Below are 17,510 nucleotides of genomic sequence, written 5' to 3'. Positions count from 1 at the left end.
ACCTTAAAGTATATGAACAAAGGCTTGTTGACTTTCGTGTTTAGTTTATTTATCGCTTTTTCGTGCCTTGCGCAAACGCCGCAATTAATACCCCAGCCGGTATCGCTAAAAACCTATCCCGGCCATTTTAAGTTAAGCCGACAAACAAGCATCATTATACTCACAGGCAATCCTGAAGTTAAAAGAATAGGAACGTTATTAGCAGGGATGCTTAACTCACCTACAGGGTTTGCTATCCCGGTAACTACCGTTAATAAAACCGGTACAGCCATTCATTTAAAACTGAACAAAGTTGCTGATCCGGCAATTGGTGAAGAGGGATATACGCTAAAAGTTACCACCGCACGTATAACCATTACCGCTAATGATGATAAGGGCCTGTTTTACGGTATACAAACCTTAGTGCAACTGTTGCCTCCGGATATTGAATCGAGGACACAGGTTGCAGGCATTACCTGGAGCATCCCGGCTGTTGATATTACCGATTACCCGCGCTTCGGCTGGCGGGGATTGATGCTGGATGTAAGCCGCCATTACTTCCCTAAACAAGTGGTGAAGGATTATATTGATGAGATGGCGAAATACAAATACAATGTATTCCACTGGCATTTGTCTGATGATAATGGCTGGCGTATCGAAATAAAAAGCCTGCCACAGCTAACCCGTGTTGGTGCATGGCGTGTAATGCGTACCGGGCCGTTCAACGGCTCAATGCAGGTGCCGCAACCGGGAGAGAAAACTCCTTATGGAGGTTTTTATACACAGGATGATGTGCGCGAGATTATTAAATATGCGCAGGACAGGTATATCACTATCTTGCCGGAGATAGATGTGCCGGCACATAGTTTGGCCATGATCGCTTCGTTCCCTAACTTATCATGTACCCAACTGCAATACCCGGTTAACCCCGGCAGCAACTTTTATACTAAAGAGGACAATGTGCTTTGTGTGGGTAATGATTCCACCTACATGATCCTGGATAAGGTTTTTACCGAGATAGCGCAGCTTTTCCCTTGTAAATATATCCATATAGGTGGCGATGAGGCTTATAAAGGTTTTTGGGATAGATGCCCGAAATGCCAGGCTTTAATGAAGCGTGAAAACCTGAAAAATACCGACGAACTGCAAAGCTATTTTGTAAAACGTATAGAGCAGATTGTAGAGTCGAAAGGTAAAAAGCTGATAGGCTGGGATGAGATATTGGAGGGCGGACTGGCACCATCGGCAACGGTAATGAGCTGGCGTGGTATGGATGGCGGCATTCAGGCTGCAAAAATGGGCCACCAGGTGATAATGACCCCATCGGGTAGCTGCTATCTCGATCTTTACCAGGGCGATCCATTAGTAGAGCCAGCTACTTATGGTAAGCTATTTTTAAATGATACTTATGATTTTGAACCTGTTCCGGCTGGCGTTGACGCGAAACTTATTTTAGGCGGACAAGGCAACCTGTGGACAGAATCGATAACTGATGAGCGCCAGGTAGAGTACATGACATGGCCGCGCGCTATGGCATTGGCCGAAATTTTATGGTCGCCGAAAACCGAGCGCCATTTTGATGAGTTTGTGCATAGAGTGGAAACGCATTTTAAGCGTTTGGATGCCGCGGATATTAAATATGCCACCAGTATGTACGACCCAATTATTAGTGGTACAAGGGTGCCCGGTGATAGCGCACTCAAAGTGAAACTGGGTACACAACTGAGTAAGCTTGATATTTATTATACGTTTGATACCAGCATCCCCGATAATCACTCGCTAAAATATGCCAATGTGCCCCTGGCTATCCCGAATGGAGCCACTGAAATAAGAGTGGTTACCTATCGTGATAACAAACCGATCGGCAAACAAATAAATGTAACGTTAAAAGACCTGGCGAAGAAGAAAGCAGAATAAAAGTCCTATTGTCATTTCGAGCGATAGCTCGAAATGACAATAGGACTTTTAGCCTTTATGACAACAGTAGTCAGTTGTAATACATCCACGGTAGCGATACTCCGTGTACTTTGTATTTTCTCTCATTGTGCCCTCTGCGGTTAATTTACCACAAAGGACACTAAGATTTTCACAAAGAACACAGCGTTATTATGCTTGGTGTTATTTCGCTTTTATCGTAATCGTAGCCGGTTGCAAACCATCCGCGGTGGCGGTAAAAGTAATATTACCGGGTGTTTCCTTTGCCTGGACTATAGCTAGTGCCAGGCCGTTAAATGCCTTGCGGTAATCAGCTTTGAATGGGTCGTGACTTACCGGGTCGCCGTTATCAACGCTGGCAATAAACGCGTTACCATTGATCTTAAAGTTTACCAGGTTACTGGCATCAGGAACAACATTGCCGTCCTTATCCAATATCTTCACCGTAACAAACGACAGGTCTTTACCATCAGCATTAATAACACTTCTGTCGGCGTTTAGCTCAATTTTAGCGGGTTTACCGGCAGTGTGAATTTTCTGGGTTAACACCACTTTGCCATCCTTACGTGATACTGCTTTTAGAGTACCCGGCTCAAATTTCAAGCGCCACATTACGTGCAGGTCATCGCCGGTTTTCTTTTTTATACCGACAGATTTTCCGTTAACATACAGCTCCACTTCATCGGCATGGTTATAATAGGCCCAAATATCAATGGTTTGGCCCGGCGTCCAGTTCCAATGCGGGAAGATGTGCAATACCGGTTTATTGGTCCATTCGCTTTGGTACATGTAGTAAACGTCCTTAGGGAAGCCTGCCAAATCAATAATACCAAAGTAGGAGCTGCGTGATGGCCATGAGTAAGGCGTAGGCTCGCCCAGATAATCCCAGCCGGTCCAGATAAAGAAGCCCGACAGCATATTATATTTCTTCATCGCTTTCCACGTAGCCTCATGTGTTGAGCCCCATGGTGGTCGCACGTTATCATAGGCTGATACGGTATTATCGGCATTGCCAACAAATTTATCATCACCCCTCGAAGGCCATATTCTTATACTGTCTGATGGCATATCATAATGCCCGCGGGTTTGCAGGTCGGAAGTTGTTTCCGTAGCGATGAATTTTTTACCCGGGTAACGGTCATGGAATTTAGCGTAATCATATTCATGATAGTTATAACCTATCAGGTCGATAGCGCCTGATTTTACGATCTTATTGTTGGTGTCAGGGCGATCATTTGCCGTAGTTATCGGTCGGGTTTTATCCAGACTGTGAACTATTGCCGCCAGATCGGGTGCTATACGTAACGCGCTGGTATCAGCCTGTTGCGGTATCTCATTACCAATGCTCCAGATGATCACGCTCGGGTGGTTCCTGTCGCGTAATACCTGATCTTCCAGATCGCGTTTATGCCATTGTTTAAAATATAAATGATAGTCATACTTAACTTTGGCCCATTCCCAGCAATCAAATGCTTCGTCCATCACAATGAAGCCCATTTTGTCGGTAAGCTCCAATAGCTCAGGTGCCGGTGGGTTATGCGAGGTGCGGATGGCGTTGCAGCCCATTTCCTTTAATTCCTGCAACTGACGCTCCAAAGCACGATAGTTTAATGCTGAGCCTAAACTGCCCAGATCGTGGTGATCACAAACGCCTAATATTTTCAAATGCTTGCCATTTAAGGAGAAGCCTTTATCAGCATCAAAATTAAAATAGCGGATACCTAATGGTGTGGTGTAATCATCAACCATCTTGCCATCTACCGTTACTTGTGTAACTATTTTATATAGATAAGGATGATCAACCGACCATAAAATAGGTTTGTCTAAAGGAATAACCTGATCAAAATTTATAATAGAATCTTGCTGATCTTTCTTTGAAATGATATTCCCAACGGCAGCAACTATTTTACCGAGCGCGTCATAAATTTTTGTTTCAATACCGATTTTTGACAGGCTAACATTATTTCTGATTTTTACTTTCAGATCAACTTTTGCAGATTGAGCGCTTACTTCAGATGTAGTTACATAGGTTCCCCAATGATCGATGGCTGTTTTGCCGGTGGTAACCAGCCATACATTCCGGTAAATACCAGAACCTGAATACCAGCGTGAGTTTGGCTGAACAGAGTTATCAACCTTTACAGCAATAGTATTTTGCCCGCCGAAGTTTAAATACGGCGTAAGCTCATAACGGAATGAGATATAGCCATTAGGCCTGAAACCAAGTTCGTGTCCGTTTACCCAAACGGTACTTTTTTGGTAAACCCCATCAAAATCAATATAAATAAGTTTGCTTTTAGCCGATACAGGTACGGTAAATGTTTTACGGTACCAGCCAATACCACCCGGTAAAGCACCGCCTTCAGGGGTAGCAGGATTATCCTTGCTGAATGTGCCTTCAACGCTCCAATCATGCGGTAGGTTAAGCACACGCCAGTTGGCATCGGTAAATGTGGATTGTTCCGCATTGGTAGTATCGCCTAAATGAAAATGCCAGCCTTTATCAAAATTGATGATTGATCTAACCTGGGCAGATGATTTAAGTGTAAAAAGTACAGGGACTAAAAGCAGGAAAGATAATTTCCCAACTCTGCATAAAATGGCTTTTATTGCTGGCATAATTGGTTGTTTGGATAAAATGTATAAACGACAGTAAATTTGCAATATTAATTTCAACATATCAAAATTAAACGGTTATAAAAATTGTTTAAACAAAAATGCCACGATATTATTACCGTGGCATTTACAGATTATTATATAATTAAACCGTTTTATACAGTAGGAGAAGTGGTGAATACGCCTGTGTAATATTTACGATAAGCATAGCCTAAAAATAAATTGATGAGCAGCATAGGGCCAGCCATAACTAAACCAGACGGTTCCAAAAAGGCGTGGAATAAAAATATATTCAGCGTTACCGGGAATATGATCAGCAAAAAGAAAGCGGTGTATTTGTTGATGAGCAGGAATAAACCGCAGAGTGTTTCCGTGGCTTTTAAGAAACCGAAAAAGTAGCCGGAAGCAAATAGCCCTTTATCGAATTCACCGGCAGGACCGGGTGGAACTGTTGTTGGTAAAAGGTGCAAGAAATAGGCCAGGCCGAATCCGAAGAAAATAAGGCCGAGCAATGAGCGGGTGATTAATACTGCAATTTTCATAATTCAGGGTTTTAATGAATGTTTAAACATCTAATTTAGTAGTTATATTGACATAATCAAATATAAATATCTTTCTAAATCAAAAGAGTGGTAAATTCGTATTTAACATTACTATGAATATTCAAACAATAACATTCGGCAACGGGTGCTTCTGGTGTACAGAGGCTATATTTCAAACAGTTAAGGGCGTTAAAAAAGTAACTTCGGGTTATATGGGCGGGCATATTGCAAACCCAACCTACAAACAGGTATGTACCGGCGCCAGCGGCCATGCCGAGGTAACGCAGGTTGAGTATGATGCCGATGAAATATCATTGGATGAAATACTGTTGATATTTTTCAGAACGCATAATCCAACTACCTTAAACCGCCAGGGGAATGATGTGGGCACGCAATACCGCTCAGCTATATTTTATACCAATGAACAGCAAAAGGAACAATCGGAAGCGCTGATTAAAAAACTGACCGAAGAGCATGTTTTTGATGCTCCTATTGTTACCGAAGTAACCCCGGCAAGTGAATTTTACATAGCCGAAGATTACCACCAGAATTATTTCCAGGAGAATGGTAACCAGCCATATTGCTCATTTGTGATCCAGCCCAAACTGCACAAGTTTGCCAAGGAGTTTACCGAAAAGATAAAACCTGAGTTGTTATAAAGCGCCCATTTGTGATATTTGCAGCATGAGAAAATGGCATAACTATTTACTGGCGGGTGTTATATTGCTGAATGCCTGTTCATCATCAAAAAGAGCAACTAACAGCACCTCCACTGTAAATAATGGTAAAGTGTGGGCATCATTATGGCAGCAAAAGGCTGCAGAATATAAGGCGCTATGCTTTCAAGCTTACAATATCGCTAAGCAAAGAGTTGATGAGGCCGTAAAGCAAACCCCGACTAAACCGTATGCTGTTATTACCGATATAGATGAAACGCTATTGGATAACAGCCCCTATGATGCCCAGCGTGCCATCAATAATTTGGATTATACGTCAGCAACCTGGAAAATCTGGACAGCCAAAGGCATAGCCGATACCGTGCCCGGTGCTCCGGCTTTCTTTAAATATGCCGCCTCAAAAAGAGTGGAGGTTTTCTACATTACCAATCGTGATGAGGATGAGCGCGCGGGTACTTTGAAGAACCTGCAACTTTACAATCTACCCAATGCCGATGACGCGCATTTAATATTAAGGCCGGGCCATAATTCCAGCAAGGAGAGTCGCAGGCAAGATGTGCTTAAAACACATACCGTCATTCTTTTATGCGGGGATAACCTGGCCGATTTTGATGCCCTGTATGATAACAAACCCACCTTGCAAAGCAGGCAGGATGCCACCAATAAACTGATACAGGAATTTGGCACCCGCTATATTGTGCTGCCCAATGCATCCTATGGAGATTGGGAAAGCGCGCTGTTCAACTTCAATTATAAACTCACTACCGCCCAAAAAGATTCTATAATAAAAGCGCAGCTAAAGCTGGATAAGTAGATTAATCGCTATCTTGTATTAAGTTTTTGTTAACAGCCTATATCGCTAAAAAGCAATGCCTACTTTTGGCTGGTCTTTTGATTGATCTCACTATGAAACAGAAATATCTTTTCAGCATACTATTGTTTATTGCTGCCTTTAAGGTACAGGCGCAATTGCCGGGTAAAATACAACAAACGCAGCAAGTGCTATTGCCTAATGGCTGGAAACTGAGTCCGGCCGGGCGCTACTTACAGTTGGGTGATCTGCCCTTGAATATCCAGCTCTCCGCATCGGGCAAAATGCTGGCGGTAACCAATAACGGGCAAAGCACGCAATCTATACAATTGATCGATCCGGTAAATGAAAAACTGCTGGATGAAAAAGTGGTAGGCAAATCATGGTATGGTTTAGCTTTTAGTAAGGATGAAAAGACCTTGTATGCATCCGGCGGTAACGATAACTTCATTTTGGCCTTTTCCATCAGCAACAATAAAATTGGCAAAGCCGATACCATTAAGCTCGGCAAACCCTGGCCGGCTGATAAGATCTGCGCCACCGGTATAGCAGTTAACAAAAGCAACACCATTTTATATACGGTAACTAAGGAAGACAGCGCTCTATATATCATCGACCCTAAAACTCGCGCTATCACTTCAAAAGTTAAATTGCCTGCCGAAGCTTATAGCTGCCTGTTATCGCCTGATGAAAAAACACTGTACATTTCCATTTGGGGCGGGGAGCAGGTAGCCTTTTATAACACAGAAACGCAAAAATTAAGTAACATTACAGTAGGTAGCCATCCTAATGAAATGCTGCTGAATAAAAAGGGCAGCTGGCTGTTTGTTGCCAATGCCAATGATAATTCAGTCGCCATAATTAATACCGTTACCCGCAAAATAGTTGAAACCGTTGCAACAGCGCTTTATCCAACTCATTTAACCGGCTCAACAACCAACGGACTGGCGCTATCTGCTGACGAAAAAACATTATATATAGCCAATGCCGATAATAATTGCCTTGCTGTATTTGATGTAAGCAAACCCGGCGACAGCAAAAGCATGGGTTTTATCCCGGTAGGCTGGTATCCAACCAATGTTAAGGTCTTAGGTAAAAAGATTTTGGTAGCCAATGGTAAGGGCTTTACCTCAATGGCTAATCCGCGTGGGCCGCAACCTGTACGAAAGGCTGATAACAGCGGCTACCAAAAAGGGGCAACAAATTCAAAGGAACAATATATTGGTGGTTTGTTTAAGGGCACACTATCATTTATTGATGCGCCTAATGCCGATCAGCTTAAAACCTACACCGAACAGGTTTACGCCAATACACCGTTTAATGAAACGGAGGAGAAAATGGCAGCAGGCGAGGCCGGTAACCCAATACCACGCAGCAAAGCCGATAAATCGCCAATTAAATATGTGTTTTATATCATCAAGGAGAACCGTACTTACGACCAGGTTTTGGGTGATATGCCGAAAGGAAACGGTGATACCTCGCTTTGTATTTTTGGGCAGAATGTTACCCCGAACCATCATGCTATAGCTGACCAGTTTGTTTTGCTGGATAATTTTTATGTTGACGCCGAAGTTAGTGCCGATGGGCATAATTGGAGTATGGCGGCTTATGCTACGGATTTTATTGAAAAAACATGGCCCACAAGTTATGGTGGTCGCGGTGGTAACTATGATTCAGAAGGTACCAGAAAGGCCGGTGACCCGCGCGATGGCTATATATGGGATTATTGTAAAAGGGCGGGTGTAAGCTATCGCACCTACGGAGAGTTTGCGCAGGATGGCGAGGCCAATATCAAATCATTGGTAGGGCATCTTTGTCCGCAGTCGCCGGGCTTTGATCTGAACATTAAGGATACTAAACGCGAGCAGGTTTGGGAACATGATTTCGACTCATTGCTGAGCATAAATGCCGTTCCTCATTTTAACTCCATACGTATCTGCAACGATCATACCAGCGGACAAAGGCGTGGTGCTATATCGCCCATAGCTGCTGTTGCGGATAACGACCAGGGCATAGGTCTGCTGATAGATCATCTTTCAAAAAGTTCCATCTGGAAAGAATCCGTAGTTTTTATACTGGAGGATGACGCCCAAAATGGCCCCGACCATATAGATGCGCACCGCTCGCCGGTGCTTGTTGCAGGGCCGTATGTAAAACATAATGCGGCTATACACCACATGTACTCCACATCGGGGGTATTGCGTACCATCGAGCTGATATTGGGATTGCCACCTATGAGCCAGTATGATGCTGCCGCTTTGCCAATGTATGATTGCTTTACGGCTACGCCGGATATGGCTGTTTATAACGTAAAACCAGCTCAGGTCAACCTGGAGCAGCGTAACGTTGCCGTAAATGAAAGCAGTAAACGCTCACAATCGTTCAACCTGGCAAAAGAGGATAAGGTGCCCGATCTGGAACTGAACGATGTGATATGGAAATATGTAAAAGGGGAAAATGCCATTATGCCCGCGCCAAAACGCAGCGCATTTGTAATATTGCAACCTAAAAAAGACGATGACGACGATTAAATAAACACTAATTGCACAATTTCAAACCAAAATAGTGTACTTAGTGTTATTAAACTTATCTATCTGCTATTCGTAGAATCAGCGTTAACCTATCTTATATGACAGTTTTAGAAAATGACTATTTAAAAGTATCCATTGATGCTAAAGGGGCACAACTTTCTTCACTAATAAACAAAGCTACCGGCACCGAGCAAATGTGGCAAGCCGATCCTAGTATATGGCCATGGCACGCGCCAAACCTTTTCCCGATTGTAGGTGGTTTAATAAATGATGAGCTTTTGGTTGATGGGAAGGCATACCCCATGAAACGCCATGGTTTTGCACGCTTATCAGAGTTTGTGTTGTTGAAAAATGATGACCAGTCGGCGGTATTCTCATTACCCAATTCCGAAAACACACGCGGGTTGTTTCCCTACCGTTTTGATTTCGAGATCATGTATATGCTGATTGATAACGCGCTGCGGATAACCTATAAAGTCATCAATTTGGATAAAAAAACCATATACTTTTCTGTTGGCGGTCACCCCGCATTTAACGTGCCTTTTAACAAGGATGAAAAATATGAAGATTATTATTTAGAGTTTGAAACTGATGAAAAGCTCACTACACATTTACTTGATGCGAATGGTATGTTTTCGGGCGAAACGGCTCCCGTTGCTTTAGAAGGCAATAAATTATGGCTGACAAGAGATCTTTTTAATAAAGATGCCCTGGTATTTAAAAATCTGCGTACAAGGCAAGTGACCATCAAAAGTAAAAATCACGATCAATCATTATCTGTTGAGTATCCGTTTTTTAATTATTTAGGACTCTGGGCCAAGTCGGGCGCCGATTTTGTTTGTATTGAGCCATGGCTGGGCTGTGCCGATACGGCAAATGAGCCAAAGGACATCAGCAAAAAAGAAGATATTCAAAAACTGCATGTAGGCCATGTTTTTGAGGCCGCGTTTTTTATAAGTATATAATTAGTTCATAATGCCATCAGATTCAACCAAAAGATTTTCAGACCGGGTTGATAACTATATCAAATTCAGGCCGGGCTACCCGCCCGAGGTGCTGGCATTCCTGAAGCAGGAATGTAAACTAAATGCTGAGTCAGTTATTGCTGATGTTGGCGCAGGTACAGGCATATTCACCAAACTGCTGCTTGATGAGGGCTACAAGGTTTACGCTGTTGAACCTAACCAGCCCATGCGCGATGCCGCTGTTGATCAATTATCGGCTTATAAAACTTTTACGCCTGTTGATGGCACTGCCGAAACTACTACATTACCCGCAAAAAGTATTGACCTTATTGTATGCGCGCAGGCTTTCCACTGGTTTAATGATGCTAAAACCAAAGTAGAGTTTAACCAGATATTAAAGGATAAAGGCAAAGCCGCGCTGATATGGAACAGTCGCCTTACTGATGTTGACGAGTTTGCAAGAGCCTATGAAGCGTTGCTGAAGCATGACGGTATCGACTATAACAAAGTGAACCACCGTAAGGTGCGCGATATTGATTTTAAGGCTTTTTTTAAGGATGGTATTTATACGCTAACCAAATACGCCAACACACAAATATTTGATGAAGCAGGGCTGATCGGCCGGGCATATTCATCATCATATGTGCCTAAGGAAGATACCCCGGAAGGTGAGAAATTCCTGATATTGTTAAAGGATATTTTTAATAGATATAATGTTGATGGCAAGGTGAGCTTTGTTTATGAAACAGAGATTTATTTAGGTGAGGTTTAAAGATTTTGTCATGCTGAGGTACGAAGCATCTATCCCGTAGCGATTTGCTGCTTTTATAACAGATGCTTCGTACCTCAGCATGACAAAAACAAAAAAAAATCATCCCATTGTTTGTGTCCTCACCATAGGTGTTCGGAAGATTGCATTTCTGTTTTTAATTCCCTCCCCACGGGAGGGGTGCGGTTGGATGTGAAGTGGCAGGGAGGGGTCTATACACCAAATAAGCTGTTAAACCCCACCCTTCCCCGCCCCAAGGCGGGAATCGCACAAGGCCGATGCTTCCTTTTTTAATCTTGCGAACACCTATGGTGTCCTCACCAACAATTTGTTAATACTCCCGAGGCAGCTGTTTGTGAGGACACAAACAGCGGGGATGACGATGGTTATTCCTTAACAACCTCATTCAAAACCGGGTGGTCCAATGCGGATATATGCTGATGGCCGTTGTTCAGCTCATCAAATATCTCTATCTCATTTTTGCCTTTATTGAGCCATCCCGCTGGAATATACAGCGTTTGTTGTGGGCCTATGTACCAGTATTTGCCCAGGTTGCTCCCGTTTAAAAAGACAAAGCCTTTACCGAAGCCGTGCATATCTAAATAAGTATCGCCGGTGGCAGTTAGTTTAAATGTGCCTTTATATATCGCCGGGCCATTAGGCGCAGCAGTAGCCGGATTAACCTTGTTAAATTTAATACCCGAAAGGTTATTGAACGGGAACTTGAACATGATCCAGCCGGTTAGTTCAGCACCGTTTAGGGTTACTTTATCTGTGATGCCCTGCCTGTTGTCGGGTAAATATGGTCCGTAGTTGATGCGACCGTTGTTCTCTACCAAAATGCCCAGTACCGAGTTAGGTTTATCGGCCTCAATCTGTAATGAATCTTGTTTTAATCTTCTGTCTAAAATGCTGATGCGTTTACCGTTCAGATAAACAGTGGCATAATCACGCATTTCGCTGATCTTTAAAAGGCCTTTGACTGTATTTTGTAACGTAGTAGTATATAAAACAAAGCCATAACCCTGGTTAAGGTCCTCAAAACTCATGGGGTGCAGCGACATAACCGGGCTGCCCAAATTGGCAAACAGCGGTGCGCTTTCTTTAAGGTCGATGTTTTTTATGGCGATGGTTTTTGCAGTATCCGGTACAGGTGGCAAGTGCTCACCGGCAGATAAATGCTTTTCTATTACCGCGCGAAACTTATAGAACTTGGCTGTTGGATTGCCCGATTCATTCAACGGCGCATCATAGTCATAGCTCGATGTTTGCGGCGAATAAGGATCGTTACGGCTCATATTAGCACCGTTCATAAACCCGCGGGTGGTACCGCCATGAAACATATACATGTTGATGGATAAACCTGCTGATAATACTTCATCCAGCTTCTTAGCATCGCTATCGGCAACACTGCCCTGGTGTTCCTTTCCCCAGCTATCAAACCAGCCCGGGTACCATTCTGATATATAATATGGCCCTTTGCCATCATGATATTTGTTGATAAGCTGTTTTACCTGCTTAGGATCATCCAATCCATTAACGGCAGGTAAATAGCCGGGCAGGTAGCCATCAGCCATTTCCCCGGGGCCATCGCAGGTAAACAGCAGGCCATCCAATCCCGCTTCGCGGAAGATCTTACGGTTGATGTCAAGATATACCTTGTCATTGCTGTAGGAGCCATATTCATTCTCTATCTGCACCATTAAAACATTCCCGCCATGGGTAACCAACAGGGGGGCAATCTGCTTGCCTAGTTGTATAATATATTCGCGGTAGGCTTTCAGGAAATTAGGGTCCTGACTGCGCACCTTCATGTTTTTATCCTTTAGCAGCCACCACGGGTAACCGCCAAATTCCCACTCGGCACATACATACGGACTAGGTCTTAATACCACCCACAAGCCCTCTTCCTTAGCTATACGGATAAACTCCGCAATATCATTATTGCCCGAGAAATCAAACTTGCCGGGTTCAGGTTCCTGTGCGTTCCAAAAAACATAAGTGCCAATAGTGTTTAGCCCCATGGCTTTTGCCATTTTCATTCGTGCACGCCAGTATTCGCGGGGTATGCGGGTACAATGCATTTCGCCCGAAATGATCTGCAAGGGTTTACCATCCAGCAAAAAAGCGGAATCGCCAAGCGTAAAGGTGTGTTTGATTTTTTGAGCCGAGCAAACGTTTATAAAAAGAACGGCTAACAGCAGGGGTAAGAAGGTAAGTTTTTTCATGACATGCGCTACCGGTTTAATGAAATCGATTGCGTGCCCAAATATATAGGTTTAGTAAATTAATTACTAACTAAAGCCTCAGCCTGCGCGTAATCTTTCAGTTCAATTGCATTGGCGGCGTCTTCAACGTCTGATTGTATTTTTCCAAGCATGCCTTTCAACACTTTATTCTTCCATGGTGAATGCGTCAATAAACGGAGCATTGTATTTTGAAACCATACCTGCATTTTTGATTTTGGGATCATTTCCTTTAAAACGCTTATACCCAATTGCTGATTTTTCCGGATGAAACCCTTCATCTCCCATTCATATTTTAAAAACGCGGTAAAGTGATCACTATTCGCGGCTGCCAGTTCGCCTGCTAAAACATATGCGCCAACTAAGGCCATACTGGTGCCCTGGCCCGAAGCAGGTGAGGGGCAATACCCGGCATCGCCTAATAATACTACCCGGCTTTTTGAAAGGGTATCCATTTGCACCTGACTAACGGAATCGAAATAAAAATCGTCGGCAGAATGTATGTGCTGCATCAGCTTTTCGGTTTCCCAGCCTGCACCTTTAAAATGAGTGGCTAATATGTTTTTTTGCTGCGCGATATCATGATAATTATACTTTATGGGTGATGAGGCGAACATGAAGAATGCCTTTGCCTCCTGCTGCCGGTGCGTACTGTATACGTTGATCAGTTTACCTGCTGATGGATAGGAGATCTCCCGGTGATCGAGCTTAAAATGGTTTGGAATGGTACAGATAGATACATAATATCCCAGATCTTCAACAAATGAATGATCGCCCCCAAACGCTATGTTTCTTACATTAGAGTGCAGGCCATCGGCGCCAACAACCAGATCGAAAGTACGGGGAGCAGCATTTTTAAAGGTTACTGTTACATCCTTACCTGTTTGAAAGATGCCGGTAATGCTATCATCAAAAATGTATTCGGTATTATGCTGAGTGGCTTGGTACAGGATATTCGCCAGGTCGCCGCGCATGATTTCCGCATCATTTGCCTGCCGCATGCCGAAGATATTAGGGTCATCAAGTTTTAGGATAGTCTTGCCTTTTTCGTTTACCAGCGATGAACCTTTTAAAGCGGTTCCGGCTTTTCTAATACTGGGCATTAATCCCATCCGTTCAACTACATCAGCTGCGGCACCACGGATATCAACCCGGTAGCCTCCATCACGCAAAGCGGGCGCTTTTTCAACTATGGTAACATTAAAATCGTATTTGTTTAGCCACCATGCCAGCGCCGGGCCCGCAATGCTGGCACCTGATATGAGTATGTTTTTGTTTTGTATGCCCGGATTCATTTTTATTATCAGATAGAATATGGACTAAACTACCTGATAATAAAGAATAAGGCTATAAACCATCGGTAAACACCCGCTTTAATTAGTGTGAACTGATTTTTATAGTCGGTGAAAGTTTTTGAGCAATCTTAAAATAAGCCCAGTTGACCTTTATCGTCTATATCAATATCATCGGGATTGGTGATCTCAAAATCTATCTTTTTTATTGGAGGTGGTTCCACCGATTCTTGTTTTGGAGTTTCCTCTGATTCTTCCACCGATTCTGCTTCTGGTGATTCCACTGATTTTTTAGGAGATTCCACCGATTCAGTTTCTTCAGACTTGGCCGGTTTTTCAGTTGCTATTGGTGGTGTGTCTTCTGATTCCTCTGTTTCCTCAATGATTTCCTCTTCAACCTCAGCAACAGGTTCTGGTTCCGGCTCGCTTGATGCGATCAGCTCAACAGTTTGTATTGTATGTACTGTAACCCGGTTGCCCATGGCTTTCATGCCTTTTACATCAATCAACTCGGCAAGGTTTATCTCAATGGTTTCAGGTGTTTGGGTTTTGCCTTTAAGCTGATCAACCTTGGCAACAGGCTGTGATGCACCGGAGATGAATATCATTTTTGAGCCGTTTTCTTCGCTGATAATGCTTGTTTCCTTACCCGGAGGCGTGTTCTCAAACATAAAGCGCTTAACCAGGTAATTTTTTGATTTGCCCTCGTAATGCACAACGGTATAAACTTTCTCCGGATCATATTTTTCAATCAGAATCATACTATCAAAAAAGTGGTTGTTCAGATCGAAGCTGGTTAACTCATAAATACCATTACTCATTACAGTAAGTATGCGGTCGTCGCCATCAAATTCACCCAAATATTTACCGCGACTATCAACATTCAATCGCTTCAATATCTCGTCATACCATATTTTACGGCCCGATAGGGTAGATATACCCTTGCTCTTGAGCGTGATCTTTTTAACCGGGTATTTGGTTACGATGTTACCCATCGATCCACGGCCTTTAATGGCTATGTTGGCAAAATCCTCATCAAACTGCAGCTTTTTAAGTTTGGAGTGCGGTTTAAGCTGTACGTTAATGATTTCGGCCTCGCCGTTAGGGTTGGCGCTAAAGTATAATACTTTCGATGCCTTTGAACCTTTGGTCAGGTCATATTCCTTATCACGCGTTACGCCGGTTACCGAGAAGCGTTTAACATAGCTTACACCGCTTGCACCATCCTTATAGATCATGTTGTAAACGGTGCGCTCATCGTTCTTTTTAAATACGGCAACGTGGATAATATCCTTACCCACAAAAACCTTATCCTGTACCTTGGTTATCACGCACAAGCCATCCGAGCGGAAAACGATGATCTCGTCAATATCCGAGCAATCCCCAACAAATTCGTCTTTCTTTAGTCCTGTACCTATGAAACCATCAACCCGGTTCACATACAGCTTAACATTGGCCAATGCTACCTGGGCGGCTTCAACCTTATCAAACGTGCGCAGCTCGGTTTTACGTTCGCGGCCCTTGCCATACTTCTCTTTTAGTTTGGCGAACCAATCTATAGTGTATTCGGTAAGGTGTTTAAGGTGATGCTTTACTGTTTTTATTTCGGCTTCTAAAGCCTTGATCTGTTCATCCGTTTTCTTAACATCAAAACGGGTGATGCTGCTCATCGGCTTATCAATCAGTTTTTTATAATCATCAGCCAATATCTCCCTATAAAACTGCGGAAAGAACGGTTCAAATAAGCGGTTCAGTACTTCAAGCACCTGCTCAAAGTTTGATGAGCCTTCATAATCAGCATGCTTGTACATGCCCTCCTGTATAAAGATCTTGAGCAGTGAGCTGAAGAAGATCTTTTCCATCAGTTCCTTCAGCTTTATCTGTAGCTCCTGTTTAAGCAGCTCGCGGGTAAAGTGCGTGCTTTCGGCCAGCATATCGTTCACGCTCATAAAGCGCGGCTTATCATCCTGTATTACACAGGTATTGGGCGATATGGAAACTTCGCAATCGGTAAAAGCAAAAAGCGCGTCAATAGTTACATCGGGTGATATCCCCGGCGCCAGGTGGATCATGATCTCCACATTTTGCGCCGTATTATCTTCTATCTTTTTGATCTTGATCTTACCCTTATCATTGGCTGATATGATACTATCTATCAGGCTGCCTGTTGTAGTGCTGAAGGGTATTTCGGTTATGGCAAGCGTTTTCTTATCCCGCTCGACGATTTTAGCACGTACCCTAACCTTGCCACCGCGCTGTCCGTCGTTATAACCAGATGCATCTGCCATACCCCCTGTAGGGAAATCAGGCAATAGATTAGGTGTTCCGCCTTTGAGCACATCAATTGATGCGTCTATAAGTTCAATGAAATTATGCGGTAATATTTTGGTGGCTAAACCTACCGCGATGCCTTCAGCTCCCTGGGCCAATAGTAAAGGGAATTTAACAGGGAGGGTTATAGGCTCCTTGTTACGGCCATCGTAACTGGCCTGCCATATAGTAGTATCAGCATTAAAAGCAACCTCGAGCGCAAACTTTGATAAACGGGCCTCAATATAACGTGGCGCCGCAGCCGAGTCGCCGGTTACCGGGTCGCCCCAGTTCCCCTGGCAATCAATCATCAGGTTTTTTTGCCCGATTTGCACCATAGCATCACCAATTGAAGCATCCCCATGCGGGTGATATTTCATGGTGTTACCAATAACGTTGGCGGCTTTATTAAAACGCCCGTCGTCCATTTCCTTAAGCGAATGGAGTATACGGCGCTGCACGGGTTTTAAACCATCATTTATATGCGGTACGGCACGGTCAAGAATTACATACGATGCATAATCCAGGAACCAGTTTTCGTACAATCCGTCGAGGGAGGTGATGTTATGTAATTTTTCTTCGCTATTAGCAGGTATATCGTTCGGGTTTAAATCTTCGCTCATTATTAGCAATAAAAATTATGGACTGGTAAAGATATGTATAATGTGCAGATGTGCGGATGTGCAGATATGCACATTTTTTGAACATATGGCACGTAATACACAGATTTGAACATTAAAGAAAGTTAATTTATATGATTTGATTATGCATGGATGATTGCGGCTATTTAAAATAGTGTTGCTTATTATATGTTATTTAAATAATTAGTAAATTTGA

11 protein-coding genes are annotated in these 17,510 nt (G+C 43.3%); 6 read left to right on the top strand and 5 right to left on the bottom strand.

Annotated features, from left to right (window positions below):
- Positions 1–12 precede the first annotated feature (12 nt).
- Positions 13–1,896 carry a beta-N-acetylhexosaminidase gene (locus tag BLU33_RS19690; RefSeq protein WP_091377161.1) on the top strand — a complete coding sequence of 628 codons (1,884 nt, stop codon included), beginning with the start codon at positions 13–15 and terminating at the stop codon, positions 1,894–1,896.
- 201 nt (positions 1,897–2,097) lie between these two features.
- Here BLU33_RS19690 and galB read toward each other — a convergent pair whose 3' ends face one another.
- The gene (gene galB, locus BLU33_RS19685) at positions 2,098–4,533 is read right to left on the bottom strand and encodes a beta-galactosidase GalB (protein WP_091377155.1); all 2,436 of its coding nucleotides are present in this window, start codon (positions 4,531–4,533) and stop codon (positions 2,098–2,100) included.
- A 152-nt stretch (positions 4,534–4,685) separates the two neighbouring features.
- Entirely contained in the window at positions 4,686–5,072 is a 387-nt protein-coding gene (locus tag BLU33_RS19680; RefSeq protein WP_091377152.1) for a hypothetical protein, read from the bottom strand.
- Between the two features lie 113 nt (positions 5,073–5,185).
- Here BLU33_RS19680 and msrA point away from each other — a divergent pair, with 113 nt between their 5' ends.
- The 5 genes from msrA (at position 5,186) to BLU33_RS19655 (ending at position 10,828) form a co-directional block, all read left to right on the top strand.
- Positions 5,186–5,731 carry a peptide-methionine (S)-S-oxide reductase MsrA gene (msrA, locus tag BLU33_RS19675; protein WP_091377149.1) on the top strand — a complete coding sequence of 182 codons (546 nt, stop codon included), beginning with the start codon at positions 5,186–5,188 and terminating at the stop codon, positions 5,729–5,731.
- Between the two features lie 25 nt (positions 5,732–5,756).
- Positions 5,757–6,563 (top strand): 5'-nucleotidase, lipoprotein e(P4) family, encoded by an 807-nt coding sequence (locus BLU33_RS19670; protein ID WP_091377146.1) that lies wholly within the window; start codon positions 5,757–5,759, stop codon positions 6,561–6,563.
- A 92-nt stretch (positions 6,564–6,655) separates the two neighbouring features.
- Entirely contained in the window at positions 6,656–9,091 is a 2,436-nt protein-coding gene (locus BLU33_RS19665; RefSeq protein WP_091377142.1) for a beta-propeller fold lactonase family protein, read from the top strand.
- Between the two features lie 98 nt (positions 9,092–9,189).
- The gene (locus BLU33_RS19660; protein ID WP_091377138.1) at positions 9,190–10,056 is read left to right on the top strand and encodes an aldose 1-epimerase family protein; all 867 of its coding nucleotides are present in this window, start codon (positions 9,190–9,192) and stop codon (positions 10,054–10,056) included.
- 10 nt (positions 10,057–10,066) lie between these two features.
- Positions 10,067–10,828, top strand: a complete 762-nt coding sequence (locus tag BLU33_RS19655; RefSeq protein ID WP_091377134.1) for a class I SAM-dependent methyltransferase — start codon at positions 10,067–10,069, stop codon at positions 10,826–10,828.
- A gap of 383 nt (positions 10,829–11,211) precedes the next feature.
- Here the strand turns inward: BLU33_RS19655 and BLU33_RS19650 are convergent, their stop codons facing one another.
- The 3 genes from BLU33_RS19650 to BLU33_RS19640 form a co-directional block, all read right to left on the bottom strand.
- Positions 11,212–13,053, bottom strand: a complete 1,842-nt coding sequence (locus BLU33_RS19650; protein WP_091377130.1) for a glycoside hydrolase family 35 protein — start codon at positions 13,051–13,053, stop codon at positions 11,212–11,214.
- Between the two features lie 59 nt (positions 13,054–13,112).
- Positions 13,113–14,366, bottom strand: coding sequence for an FAD-dependent monooxygenase (locus BLU33_RS19645; RefSeq protein WP_091377125.1), 1,254 nt, complete (start codon positions 14,364–14,366; stop codon positions 13,113–13,115).
- A gap of 128 nt (positions 14,367–14,494) precedes the next feature.
- Complete coding sequence (locus BLU33_RS19640; RefSeq protein ID WP_091377121.1) at positions 14,495–17,296, bottom strand: DNA gyrase/topoisomerase IV subunit A; 2,802 nt, start codon at positions 17,294–17,296, stop codon at positions 14,495–14,497.
- Positions 17,297–17,510 lie beyond the last annotated feature (214 nt).

The organism is Mucilaginibacter mallensis (assembly GCF_900105165.1).
Classification (GTDB): Bacteria; Bacteroidota; Bacteroidia; order Sphingobacteriales; family Sphingobacteriaceae; genus Mucilaginibacter; species Mucilaginibacter mallensis.
Note: the sequence above shows the minus strand (reverse complement) of the source record. Positions and strands in the feature narration are given on the sequence as shown.